The organism is Phocaeicola intestinalis (assembly GCF_014837065.1).
GTDB lineage: Bacteria > Bacteroidota > Bacteroidia > Bacteroidales > Bacteroidaceae > Phocaeicola > Phocaeicola intestinalis.
This window is the reverse complement of sequence record NZ_JACSPP010000035.1, coordinates 1-13,293: the sequence shown is the minus strand read 5'-3', so window position 1 is coordinate 13,293 and position 13,293 is coordinate 1. Positions and strand designations below refer to the sequence as shown.

Sequence of the window (13,293 nt, the reverse complement as noted above, 5' to 3'; positions counted from 1 at the left end):
TTCCGGGATCCTGCGCTCATGCTAGGATGACAAAATGAGGGTTGATTTCAATTTCAATTTCAATACACCCTCAGGTTATTTCTTTATTGGAAATTTAAACGGCTCTAAATATTCCTATTCGCTCAGGCTCAATGTGAGTGCTTCCTGCTGGGGTACATAGTCGTTCTGGAAGAAACGGCTTGCACGGAGCAAGTGGCGCCAGATGCTTACTAACTCTTGTGTTTCCTGTAAGATATTCAGGTACACCATGGCAGCTTTCAGGTTTGTGTTGTCTGTCTCCTGCAGGCGGTTCATCTGTGCCTTACGCAGAGCTGAAATCTTGTTTTTCAAGGCATCACCTTTCACCAGAATTTCATCAGTGTCGGCGTAGTTGTTATTCTCGATATCGGCCCGGGTACTTTCCATCAGTTTGCAGAGTTCTTCCCGGATGGGCAGGAAGTCGGCTATGCTTTCTTTCGAGATGGGGTTGAAGTTGTTGTCAACGTGTTCCTTGCAAGGCTCGCAGATACGCTTCAGGCAGTAAAGCATCTGTTCGCAGCTGTTGCTTCCAAGGTGGAACCATGTGTTTTTTTCGATGGCAATGGCGATGGGGATGCGGCGCAGGCCGAGGATTTCCTTGCGGCGGCGTTTTTTCAGCATCTTGCGTTTTTCTTCTGCCGAGTTCATTCCCTTCTTCAAGCTCTTCAGGTCTTCGTTGATGAAACCATCGGTTACCTGTACGTAGGTTTTCTCTGTATAGTCGATGTATTCCGACAACGTTTCTCTGACGTGCTGGCGCAGGAGGGTAAAGGTTTCGTTTTTATCTTTGGTAGACATCATGCGCTTGAAGATGTCATCTTGTTTTTCTGCTTTTTGCTTTTCGCTGAACTTGATGTTGCTTCTTACCAGCAGGAATACAGCCACGCAGATGAAAATGAACATGCCCACAAAGCTGGTGTAATACATCAAGACGGTGACGATGGCACAGATAGTAAATGCCACAAACGCGGTGATGAACCATCCGCCGATGACGGAGAACATTCCGGTGATGCGATAGACTGCACTTTCGCGTCCCCAGGCGCGGTCGGCTAATGATGAGCCCATGGCTACAATGAAAGTGACGTAAGTGGTAGAAAGGGGTAATTTCATCGTAGTACCGATGATGATGAGCAATCCCGAGAGAACAAGGTTGACCGAAGCACGCACCATATCAAATGCTGCGCCGTTTGCCAGAATTACTTCATCTTTGTTGAAACGGCTGTCAATCCACTTGCGTACGTTGGCAGGGATGACACGTACAAGGAACTCATTGGTCGCGGTAGCACGGCGTACGATGGTTCTCGCTATGGCCGATGAGCCGAACATTTCGTCGCCTTCTTCCTGACGCGAGAGGTCGACCGAAGTCTTGATAACGTTTTGTGCTTTCTTCGAAGTGGCAAGTGCGTAAACCATTACCAATCCCGATAGAAAAAGGAAGATCATTGGTGTTTTGGCGGATGACATCAGCGAGTTCATCATGAAATCGTGTATGCCCGCTCCGTTGGCATTTGCCACATAGTCCATATAGGAAGAATAACCTGCGAGTGGCACACCGATGAAGTTCACCAGGTCATTGCCTGCAAAGGCGAGTGCCAGCGAGAAAGTACCTAACAAGACAATGATGCGGAACACATTCACCTTGCACCAGTGCAGGATTTGCATCAGCAGGGTGAAGAAGACGAAACATCCTAAAATCAGCATGGAATTATGGTTGTTGATCCACTCAAGCGTTTCGGGAGAAATATAAGGTGAACTTTTCAGTCCTTGAATAAGGATGAAGTAGGCAAGTGCCGTAGTAGAGAGGCCGCCGAAAATGCCGATGGTCCACGAGAGGTTTTTCTTGTAGTTGAAGCTGAAAATGAGTCGGGAGATGTATTGCACCACCGTACCGGCTATGAAGGCGATGGCAACGGAGAGGAAGATTGCCATGATGACCGAGAATGCTTTTTCGGTGTTCATCATGTCTCCTAATGAATACATGCCTGTTTCATCGCCTATGATTTTCAGTATTGCCAGAATGAACGTACCTCCCAGCAGTTCGAACACCATGGAAACTGTGGTGGAAGTGGGAAGCCCTAACGTGTTGAACACATCGAGCAATACCACGTCGGTAACCATTACCGCCAGCAAGATGCACATGATTTCGTAAAAACTGAAATTGGAAGGTTGGAAGATACCGTGTCGGGCGATATCCATCATGCCATTGCTCATAATGGCTCCTAAGAAGACTCCTGCGGCTGCTACGATAATGATAGTGCGAAACTTGGCGACTTTTGCGCCTACAGCCGAATTCATAAAGTTCACGGCGTCGTTGCTGACACCCACCAGCAAGTCAAATACCGCCAGCATGAAAAGGAATATTACAATTCCTAGATAAACAGTTTCCATATTGTTGTTAGCTTGTTTTTCGGGTACAAAATTAGGTAAAATTCGCTTAATACATATTACAAAACTGTTACAAAATAAAAGAAAGATAATTTCATGCCCGGTTATTATGTTTATAAACAGATATTTCGTACCTTTGTACCCAAATACAGAAATATTCACTTTTTAAAAAGTAGTAGTATGTCAGAAGTAAAGAAGATAAAAAGAGCTTTGGTGTCCGTTTACCATAAAGACGGACTGGACGAGATAATCCGCCTGTTGGCGAATGACGGTGTGGAATTCCTTTCTACGGGCGGTACGCGCCATTTTATCGAAGGATTGGGATATAAGTGTGAAGCTGTGGAAGATGTGACGGGATATCCTTCCATTTTAGGCGGCCGTGTGAAGACTTTGCATCCGAAAGTATTCGGAGGTATCTTATGCCGTCGTAGCCTGGAAGACGACCAGAAGCAGGTACAGCAATATGAAATACCGGAAATCGACCTTGTGATTGTTGATTTGTATCCATTCGAGGATACCGTGGCATCGGGTGCCGGTGAACAAGATATTATTGAGAAAATCGATATAGGCGGCATCTCGTTGATTCGTGCTGCAGCAAAAAATTTCAATGATGTGGTTATCGTGGCGAGCAAGGCACAATACGCGACCTTACTGGATATTTTGAAGCAGAGAGGTGCGGAGACCACGCGTGAGGAACGCCGTCAGTTGGCTTGTGAAGCGTTTGGGGTGTCTTCTTCGTATGATACTGCTATCCATAATTGGTTTGAGGGTAAATAATCGGAAGCGGTTCCGGCTTGGAGTGTCCGACATTTCAATCTTGAATTTTTAATTTTGAATTTTAACCATGGGACTGTTCTCTTTTACACAGGAAATAGCGATGGATTTGGGTACGGCGAACACCATCATCCTGAGCAATGATAAAATAGTAGTAGACGAGCCGTCGGTAGTGGCGCTGGACCGCCGTACGGACAAGATGATAGCTGTGGGCGAGCGTGCGAAGCTGATGTACGAGAAAGAAAACCCGAATATCCGCACTGTGCGTCCGCTACGCGATGGAGTGATAGCCGACTTTAATGCATGTGAGCAAATGATGCGCGGGCTGATAAAGAAGGTGAATCCGGGACGCCGTCTGTTTACCCCCTCGTTGCGGATGGTGATTGGAGTTCCTTCAGGGTCTACCGAGGTGGAACTGCGTGCTGTGCGTGATAGTGCCGAACATGCAGGAGGGCGCGATGTTTATTTGATTTTTGAACCGATGGCGGCTGCTATCGGCATCGGGCTGGACGTGGAGGCACCCGAAGGCAATATGATTGTGGATATAGGTGGTGGCTCAACCGAAATTGCCGTTATTTCATTGGGAGGTATCGTATCGAATAATTCCATTCGTATTGCAGGCGATGACCTGACAGCAGACATTCAGGAGTATATGAGCCGTCAGCATAACGTGAAAGTGAGCGAGCGTATGGCTGAACGTATCAAGATACACGTGGGAGCGGCATTGACCGACTTGGGTGACGATGCTCCGGAGGATTACGTTGTACGGGGTCCTAATCGCATTACGGCTTTGCCGATGGAGGTACCGGTCTGCTATCAGGAAATAGCCCATTGTCTGGAAAAGAGCATTGCCAAGATAGAAACCGCCGTGCTGAATGCACTGGAGAACACTCCGCCGGAATTGTATGCCGATATCGTGAGCAACGGCATTTATTTGGCGGGTGGAGGAGCTTTGTTGCGTGGGCTTGACAAGCGTCTGACCGACAAGATAAACATTCCGTTCCACATTGCCGAGGATCCTTTACTGAGTGTGGCAAAGGGTACGGGCATCGCATTGAAGAATGTAGATCGCTTTTCGTTCCTGATGCGATGACGGGGGTATGCGGAACCTGCTGAATTTTTTGCTGAAATATGATTACTGGCTGCTTTTCATTGTATTGGAAGTAGTCAGTTTCACTTTGTTGTTCCGTTTTAACAATTACCAGGGAAGCGTGTATTTCACATCTGCTAACGGGATTGTGACATGGGTAGACAAGGCGGTGAGCAGCATCACGTCTTATTTTGGTCTGCGGGAAACGAATCAGGATCTGACTCGCCGCAACGTGGAACTGGAATTGGAGGTGGAACGTTTGATCCGTGAGCTGGATGCCTATATGAAAGACAGTATGGCGGTGGTGCGGATGCGGCAAAGTGCTCCGGATGCTTATTGGGTAACCTCGGCACGTGTAGTGAACAACAGTTTGACGCGTAGTGACAATTATGTTACGATTGATAAAGGTACGGCGGACAGTGTGTATGCTGAGATGGGAGTGCTGAGCGGGAATAGTGTAGTGGGGGTAGTGTACCGTGCTTCGGCGCATTACGCGCTGGTGCTTCCGGTGTTGAATTCGAAAAGTAACATCAGTTGCAAGATACGTCGTACCGATTATTTTGGCGTGCTGAAATGGGAAGGTGGTTCATCGCAATATGCATGGCTGCAGGATATTCCCCGTCATGCCGAGTTTTCATTGGGCGATACAGTGGTGACCAGTGGGCATAGTGCCATTTTTCCGGAAGGTGTGCCGGTGGGGATGGTGGATGACCGCAAGGATAGCCATGACGGGCTTTCGTATTTGTTGAAAGTGCGTTTGTTCACCGATTTTGCACGGTTGACGGATGTTAGTGTGATTTGTTACGACGGACGTGCCGAACAGGTATCATTAGAGGATAGTATTAAATAAGGTATAAAGGATAATTTATGGTTCAGGCGTTGCATCGTGTTGTGTGGTTCGTGGTTTTGGTATTGGTTCAGACCCAGATTCTGAACCATGTACATATCATGGGTTATGCTACGCCGATGGTATTCATATATTATATCTTGGTGCTTAACTCGGAAATCTCGCGTAAGACCATTTTATTGCAAGCTTTCGTATTGGGATTGTGTGTGGATATATTCAGTAACACGCCGGGGGTGAATGCAGCATCTGCTACTTTACTGGCATTTGCCCGGCGTTTTTTGTTACAGATGCAGATGCTTCGCGAAACTACCGATGACTATGAACCTGGAATACGTAGTATGGGAGTGGGAGCCTTCTTGCGCTATGTGTCGAGTGCAACGCTATTGTTTATCATTGCCGTGCGCCTGACGGATGTGTTTAATTTTCAGCATGCAACAGGGCTGGCATTGCGCATCGTGACGGATACCGTAATGACAGTCATTTGCATCATGTGTGTAGATGCGATGAGGAGGAAAAGGTAGTGGACCGGATTTATCGTTTGGCAAGAAGGAGGTATGTGATAGGCGGTGTGGTGCTGGTTGTGGTCATACTTTTTATCTTGCGTCTGTTCGTCTTGCAAATCTTGAGTGACGATTATAAGAAGAATGCCGAAAGCAATGCTCTGCTCAGAAGGGTGCAGTATCCAAGTCGGGGAGTGATGTACGACCGTACAGGAAAATTGTTGGTATACAATCAGCCTGCTTATGACATTACGGTCATTATGAAAGAAATCACTCAGCTTGATACAATGGACTTGTGCCGTACGCTGAAGGTTACGCCCGAATTTGTGCGCCGCCGTTTCCAGGACTTGAAGAACCGTCGCCTTAATCCGGGTTATTCGCCCTATACGCATCAGGTGTTTCTTACGCAACTTTCGGCAGAGGATTGTGGTGTGTTTCAGGAAAAGATGTTTATGTTCCCTGGTTTTTACATCCAACGCCGTACCATCCGCCAATATACGTATCCAGCAGGAGCACATATCTTGGGAGACATTTCTGAAGTGTCTAAAAGCGATATTGAAAAGGATGAGTATTATGCTCCGGGTGACTTTATCGGAAGTTTGGGTGTCGAGCGTTCGTACGAAAAACAGTTGCGGGGAGAAAAGGGGGTAGAAATCTTGTTGCGTGATGCTCACGGACGTATACAAGGCAACTACATGGACCGGAAATTCGATAAGTCTCCGGTTCCTGGTAAAAATCTGACATTGAGCCTTGATATCGAACTCCAGATGTTGGGTGAACGGTTGTTGGAAGGAAAAATCGGGAGCATCGTGGCGATAGAGCCTTCTACGGGTGAAGTGTTATGTTTGGTATCGTCTCCTACTTATGATCCTAGTTTGATGATTGGGCGTAACCGTGGAAAAAATCACCTGAAAATGGCCCGTGACCCTTGGAAACCCTTGTTGAACCGTGCTATTATGGGAACGTATCCGCCTGGTTCTACTTTCAAGACTACTCAAGCTCTGACTTTTTTGCAGGAAGGTATCATTGTTCCGGGTACGATGTATCCGTGTGTGAAAGGATTTTCGTTCCGTGGGCTTCATGTAGGTTGCCATGCCCATCCTTCGCCTTTATCCTTGGTGCCGGCGATAGCTACTTCGTGCAACGGTTATTTTTGCTGGGGCTTGTATCACATGATTGGGGCACGGCAGAAGTACGGCACTGTACAGAAGGCGATGAACACGTGGCGCGACTATATGGTTTCGATGGGATTCGGATATACACTGGGTATAGATTTACCGGGCGAGAAACGCGGTATGATTCCCAATGCTCAGTTTTACGACAAGGCATACCGTGGTTCGTGGAATGGTCTGACCGTTATCAGTATTGCCATCGGCCAGGGGGAAGTTACGGCTACTCCGTTGCAAATAGCAAATCTGGGGGCTACGATAGCCAACCGTGGATATTTTGTTACGCCTCATGTGGTGAAAGGCATTGAAGGGGAGCAGCTTGATTCTTTGTATCGCGAACGCCGGTACACGAAGGTGTCAGAAATGCATTACGAAGAAGTAGTGCAAGGAATGCGTTCGGCGGTGTTGGGAGGTACATGCCGGATGGCAAATCTGCCGGATATCGAAGTATGTGGAAAGACAGGTACGGCACAGAACCATGGAAAAGACCATTCAGCCTTTATGGGGTTTGCTCCGATGGACAATCCGAAGATAGCGATAGCTGTTTATGTAGAAAACGGTGGATGGGGTGCAACTTATGGTGTGCCCATTGGCCGTTTGATGATAGAACAATACCTTACGGGAAAACTGACGGAAGCTGATGAGGCTTTGGCTTCCGACATTCAACACAGAAGGATAGATTATGGCATACAGGAAAGATAGTTGGTGGAAATCGGTGGACTGGTGGACCGTGTCGCTTTATTTGATTCTGGTGACGTGTGGATGGTTCAGCGTATGTGGGGCAAGCTATGATTATGGTGAGCCCAATTTTTTCGATTTGACTACGCGGGCAGGTAAACAATTGATGTGGATAGGGTGTTCACTGGTCTTAGGCTTTGTATTGCTGATGTTGGAAGATCGGCTTTATGATACGTATGCTTATCTGATATATGGGATTCTGTTGCTTTTACTGTTTGGCACCATTTTTAATCCACACGAGATAAAGGGTTCACGTTCATGGATTGTGCTGGGACCGGTCAGTCTTCAGCCGGCTGAGTTTGCCAAATTTGCCACAGCACTTGCTCTTGCCAAGTTTATGGGCGAATATACTTTTTCTATCGACCGGTGGAAGGACATGGTAGTGGCACTAGCCATTATCTTGGTACCGATGATATTGATTGTATGCCAGAAAGAAACGGGGTCTGCACTTGTTTATTTGTCTTTTTTCCTTGTGTTGTATCGCGAAGGCATGACTGGGTCTATATTATTTGCCGGCGTTTGTGCTGTAATTTATTTCATTGTGGGGATACGTTTCAGTGGCGACTTGATGGGGGATGAATTGACTTCATGGGGGGAGTTTTCCGTGATGGCTTTGATTATAGCATTCTCCGCTTTGCTTGTAAGTTCGTATTGTCGTGAAAGTCGTAAGCCGGTAATTTTTATATTGTCATTCGGCTTGGGACTCATGTTGCTCAGTCTGTTGTTTTCGCTTTATGTCATTCCGTTTAATGTGGCATACGTCCAGCGTATTGTATGTGTGTGTTTGTGTTTATACCTGCTTTATTTGGGCTTGCATGAGCGGATTCGGAATTATTTTTATATTTTTTTATTCACCATCGGTTCGGTAGGCTTTTTCTTTTCCACAGAATATGTATTCAACAATGTGCTTGAAGCGCATCAACAGATTCGTATAAAAGTGTTGTTAGGAATGGAAGATGATCCTACAGGGGCTGGTTATAATGTGAATCAAAGCAAGATTGCCATTGGTTCGGGAGGATTTTTAGGAAAAGGATTCCTGAACGGTACGCAGACAAAATTGAAATATGTACCCGAACAAGATACCGATTTCATCTTCTGTACGGTAGGTGAAGAACAGGGTTTTGTCGGTTCGGTTACAGTCATTCTTTTGTTTGCTGTCTTTATTTGGCGTTTGATTCATCTGGCTGAGCGGCAAAGTACCCGGTTCGGCAGAGTGTATGGTTATAGTGTCTTGAGCATCTTTTTCTTCCATCTCTTTGTTAATGTAGGAATGGTATTAGGGCTGACTCCCGTTATTGGCATACCGTTGCCTTTTTTCAGTTATGGAGGTTCATCGCTTTGGGGATTTACTATCCTGTTGTTTGTCTTTTTGCGTATTGATGCGGCTCGTGAACGATAGGCGGATACCTGCATCGGTAATTCCTTGCAGGCAGGAGTCTTTCATTACCTGGACCAGTTGAAGCAAGGTGTCGGCAGAAGTTAGCGTAATATTTCCTACGCTTAAAGCATACTGATATAGGCTACCCGCATTTCCTTTTCCTTTCCAGTCGCCTTTTGATGAGGCAAGTTCAACATGGAATGTATCTGGCGGAAAGGAATCAAGCGGGTGGATTAAAGCAATCCAAAGATCCCGGTAGGGGTACATTTCGGTATGTCGCAATCCGATTTCCAATTCGTACCGGTTCCCGGTAAGTGTGTCGGGGATGGTGAACGAAAGGGTGTCTTTTCGTTTCCAACCTTGTATAGGAATCGCTTGGTAGCGGTGGAATACTGTAGGATTGTTTTCGCATCCTGTAAGTAAAACGGTTATGATAGACAGGGAAAACAATTTAAGTAGTTTCATGTTTTGAGTTCGGTTTAGACACAGAGACACGGGGTAATGCCTGCGTCTCTGTGTGGAAAATCACGGATGATTTGTATCGTTTGTTTACATTTGCGGCTGCTGGGGGGCGTTTCCTCCTTCATCAGCGTTTCCTTTGTTCTTAGGGCGACGGTTGTTGTTCCGGTTTGGTTTTCCTCCATTATTGTTGGCAGAAGCAGGGTGATTCGTGTTTTCTGCTTTTGCTCCTTCTTTGGTTTGGGCAGTTACAGCGGGCAGTTTTTTAGTATTTTGTTTGACAGGTCCTGCCGGCAATTGTTTGTTTACACCTGCTTCTCCTTGCTGTTCATTATTTTTGTTTTTGGGGCGTTCAACTTTATTTTTTTGTTTTTTGCTATGTGGCGCAGAGTTTTTTGTTTCTGTTGCATTGCCTCCATTCGGTTTAGTGTTATTTTGCATTTCCTGTGCGTTGGCGTTGCGTTGTTTCTCCGGATTCTTTTTCTTCTTTTTGTTTTTGCCACTCTTGTTTTTATCAAATCTGGTAACACTTTCTTGTTCCAGCAAATCTTTTGATTTCGGGTCTTCGGCATCATTGTCTGCCGCAAGTTTGACCGGTTTTTCCCCTTGCTTGTTCATGTTAATGATTTCGAATGCGCGTTTGGGTGAAATGGTCACTTCGTTGGCAAGGAAATTCTTATCGGTAGAGTAAGTGATGGCTCCTCTTAATATATCTGCTTTGAAATAATAATAGGTGGAATCAGCGGTTTCCAGGGTAATTTCTTTGCTGGGCAGCCTTTTCTGACATTCCACGTAAGCATCCACTTCGTAATTGAGACAACATTTCAATTTGGCGCACTGACCGGCAAGCTTTTGTGGGTTGAGTGAAATATCTTGATAGCGTGCGGCACTGGTGGAGACAGAGACAAAGTTGGTCATCCACGTAGCGCAGCATAATTCGCGTCCGCAAGGTCCGATACCACCGATACGTCCAGCTTCCTGACGGGCTCCGATTTGTTTCATTTCGATACGCACGCGGAACACTTCAGCCAGTACTTTGATAAGTTGGCGGAAATCTACACGTTCATCGGCGATGTAATAAAATATAGCCTTGTTTCCATCTCCTTGGTATTCTACGTCACCGATTTTCATTTGTAGTCCTAATTGCAAGGCTATTTGCCTTGAGCGAATCATAGTGTCATGTTCGCGGCTTTTGGCTTCACGGTATTTTTCCAGGTCCACAGGTTTGGCTTTGCGGTAGATACGGCGTATTTCAGCATCAGGTTTAATGTTTGCCTTGCGCATCTGTAACGGTACCAGACGTCCTGTCAAGGTCACTACACCAATGTCGTGTCCAGGACTGGCTTCTACGGCTACGGTGTCCCCTTTTTCCAGTTTCAGGCGGTTACTGTTTTTGTAATATCCTTTTCGTGTATTCTTGAATTGGATTTCCACCATGTCTTCCAGTTCGGCATTGCCTGGAATATCGGCAAGCCAGTCGTACGTATTCAGTTTGTTATCTTGTTTTCCGCAGCCCTTGCAGCACAAGGAGCCGCTTCCGTTTTTTAATATAAATTTATTCTCCATATAAGTATTCTGTTCTTGAGTTCTTGAGTTTTTAAGTTCTTGAGTTTTTAAGTTCTTGAGTTCTTGAGTTTTTAACTAATCAACTGATTAACTTAAGAACTTACAAACTAACCGTTTATTTTTTCACTAACCATACAATTATTTTCAGCACGAAATCAAAGAACACGAATTTCGGATTCGCGTTTTGTTCGATATGCCGGGCTGCTTCTTGCAATTCACCCAAAATGCCCATAACGTTTCGTTCATTGATATACGGGGCAAAACGAGTGGCAAACTGTTTTTCTTCACGCGCCATGTAGTTCATTTCCGGATGATGGAAGTTGTAGATAAAATTTTCGCGTAGCATCCGTTCGCTATAGTCTAAAAAGCTTTTTTGCCGTTCACGTCCCAGTGCAGCTACTTGTTCGCTCCATGCTTTCAGTTCTTTTAATCGCCGGGCGTATGCAAGGCGCATCAATGAAGTGAACAGGTCGAAAAACAAACGTCGTTCTTCACTTAGCCGGATGTTTCCTATCGCTGCAATGATACTTCCTTCCGATAAGTGGGCTATTTCGTTGCTGTCTTCAGGGGTGAGCATATAGCGTGAAGCCAGCATCGAGGCAATTTCTTCTTCGGGCAAGGGGGGGAGTCGAAAACGCTGCATACGACTGACTAGCGTAGGCATAAGGGCATCGGGCATTTCACTTACCATCAGGAATACCGTGTGAGCCGGCGGCTCTTCCAATAGTTTGAGTAGCTTGTTGCCGCATTCGGCATTCATCTTTTCAGGCAGCCAGATAATCATTATTTTGTATTTGCTGCGGGAGGGTTTGAGTGCAAGACTTCGTTGGATTTCGTCACTTTCGCTCACAAATATTTGTGCTTGTTGGTTTTCGGTTCCCATTCGTTCCAGCCACATTTGCAGGTTAAAGTAAGGAGTGTCAAGCAATTGTTGACGCCATGCATCCAGATAATCTGCTGATACAGTGTCACGTCCGCTTTTTTTCTTTACTACCGGAAAAGCAAAATGCACGTCAGGGTGTGCCAGTTTGTTCATCATCAGACATGAAGGACAGTGTCCGCATGCGTCGTCTGACCCCGGATTATCACAGGTCAGGTATCGGGCAAAAGCTATGGCAAGGGGGAGTTTTCCACTTCCCGGCGGACCGTAAAGCAACATGGCATGAGGCACACGTGTTTCATGCACCAATGTCAGGAGGTGTTGTTTGGCTTCGGTTTGTCCTATGATGTCTTTCAGATACATGTCAGTATATGGCTTTGGCTACACGGCTCACACTTTGTGCGGCGCCTACGGTATAAAAATGGATACTTGGAACTCCATGTCTCATTAATTCCCGGCATTGATTGATGCACCATTCCACACCCAGTTCGGCAGCTTCTGCATCGGTATGGCATTTCATAGCTTCTGCTACCAGTGTCTGTGGCAGGTCTACTTTAAAGGTTTTCGGAATGACAGACAGTTGCGAAAGTTTTCCGAAAGGCTTGATGCCTGGAATGATGGGGACGTTTATCCCTTCGGCACGGAGGCGGTCGACAAATGCAAAGTATTTTGCATTGTCATAGAATAGTTGCGTTACAGCATATTGTGCACCTGATTCTATTTTTTGTTTCAGCCAGTAGATGTCCTGTTCCATATTGGGGGCTTCTTCGTGCTTTTCGGGATAACATGCTACTCCGTAACCGAACGGATGTACCGGTTCCTTAATGGGTGAACCATCGATGAAAATTCCACGGTTGAAGTCATTTATCTGATTTTCCAGTTCGATGGCATGGCTATATCCGCCAGGTTCGGGGGTAAATACAGATTGGTGTTTTGCCTTGTCACCTCGTAGCACCAGCAGGTCAGTGATGCCTAAGAATTGCAGGTCAAGCAGCATGTATTCGATATCTTCGCGTGTGAACCCACTGCATAATACGTGAGGAACTACCGGGATGCCATATTTGTTCTGGATAGCGGCTGCAACGGCTACGGTTCCCGGACGGCGCCGCACACGTTTTCGCTCGAACAATCCATTACCCAGTTCGGTGTAGACGTATTCGCTTCGGTGAGTAGTTATGTTGATGTATTTCGGGTCGAACTCGCGGAGAAGGTCGATGGTTTCATATACTTTTTCAATGCCTGTCCCTTTAAGCGGAGGCAGAATCTCGAACGAAAATGCGGTCTTTTCCGAGGATTTTATCAAATTGATTACTTTCATTCTTTTGTCTGTTATAATGCTATATAATGACAAAAATAAGAAAAATCTTGCATTCGCACCATAGATTTCATTAAATTTTATACTTTTTCGAGGCGGCAGAGTCAACCAGCGAGTGCAACATTACGAAATATTTTTGAAAAAGACCTCAGCCGGAGTCGAGAAATTGAGTTT

At 45.9% G+C, this 13,293-nt stretch carries 10 protein-coding genes and 1 pseudogene; 6 read left to right on the top strand and 5 right to left on the bottom strand.

The features are described 5' to 3' along the window. Positions 1 to 114: 114 nt before the first annotated feature. Positions 115 to 2,406 (bottom strand): inorganic phosphate transporter, encoded by a 2,292-nt coding sequence (locus tag H9625_RS11125; protein ID WP_022039772.1) that lies wholly within the window; start codon positions 2,404 to 2,406, stop codon positions 115 to 117. A 177-nt stretch (positions 2,407 to 2,583) separates the two neighbouring features. Here H9625_RS11125 and H9625_RS11120 point away from each other — a divergent pair. The 6 genes and pseudogenes from H9625_RS11120 to rodA all read left to right on the top strand — a co-directional run. Next, a pseudogene (locus H9625_RS11120) lies at positions 2,584 to 3,171 on the top strand (IMP cyclohydrolase); the annotation flags it as partial. A 76-nt stretch (positions 3,172 to 3,247) separates the two neighbouring features. Continuing rightward, positions 3,248 to 4,270: a rod shape-determining protein gene (locus tag H9625_RS11115; RefSeq protein WP_022039774.1), complete on the top strand. Its 1,023-nt coding sequence runs from the start codon at positions 3,248 to 3,250 to the stop codon at positions 4,268 to 4,270. A gap of 7 nt (positions 4,271 to 4,277) precedes the next feature. Beyond that, positions 4,278 to 5,117 (top strand): rod shape-determining protein MreC, encoded by an 840-nt coding sequence (mreC, locus tag H9625_RS11110; RefSeq protein ID WP_191764360.1) that lies wholly within the window; start codon positions 4,278 to 4,280, stop codon positions 5,115 to 5,117. Between the two features lie 17 nt (positions 5,118 to 5,134). Continuing rightward, positions 5,135 to 5,635, top strand: a complete 501-nt coding sequence (gene mreD, locus H9625_RS11105) for a rod shape-determining protein MreD (protein ID WP_022039776.1) — start codon at positions 5,135 to 5,137, stop codon at positions 5,633 to 5,635. Continuing rightward, positions 5,635 to 7,485: a penicillin-binding protein 2 gene (gene mrdA / locus H9625_RS11100; protein WP_022039777.1), complete on the top strand. Its 1,851-nt coding sequence runs from the start codon at positions 5,635 to 5,637 to the stop codon at positions 7,483 to 7,485. Before mreD ends, mrdA begins: the two co-directional genes overlap by 1 nt. Continuing rightward, a complete protein-coding gene (gene rodA / locus H9625_RS11095) occupies positions 7,466 to 8,920 on the top strand; it encodes a rod shape-determining protein RodA (RefSeq protein ID WP_022039778.1) in 1,455 nt (484 codons plus the stop codon). Before mrdA ends, rodA begins: the two co-directional genes overlap by 20 nt. Here the strand turns inward: rodA and H9625_RS11090 are convergent. The 4 genes from H9625_RS11090 to metF form a co-directional block, all read right to left on the bottom strand. Beyond that, a complete protein-coding gene (locus H9625_RS11090; protein ID WP_022039779.1) occupies positions 8,852 to 9,364 on the bottom strand; it encodes a gliding motility lipoprotein GldH in 513 nt (170 codons plus the stop codon). The genes rodA and H9625_RS11090 overlap by 69 nt on opposite strands. A gap of 84 nt (positions 9,365 to 9,448) precedes the next feature. Beyond that, positions 9,449 to 10,924 carry a PSP1 domain-containing protein gene (locus H9625_RS11085; RefSeq protein WP_087249693.1) on the bottom strand — a complete coding sequence of 492 codons (1,476 nt, stop codon included), beginning with the start codon at positions 10,922 to 10,924 and terminating at the stop codon, positions 9,449 to 9,451. 115 nt (positions 10,925 to 11,039) lie between these two features. Continuing rightward, positions 11,040 to 12,167 (bottom strand): DNA polymerase III subunit, encoded by a 1,128-nt coding sequence (locus H9625_RS11080; protein WP_191764359.1) that lies wholly within the window; start codon positions 12,165 to 12,167, stop codon positions 11,040 to 11,042. 1 nt (position 12,168) lies between these two features. Beyond that, positions 12,169 to 13,122: a methylenetetrahydrofolate reductase [NAD(P)H] gene (metF, locus tag H9625_RS11075; protein ID WP_022039782.1), complete on the bottom strand. Its 954-nt coding sequence runs from the start codon at positions 13,120 to 13,122 to the stop codon at positions 12,169 to 12,171. Between the last annotated feature and the right edge of the window lie 171 nt (positions 13,123 to 13,293).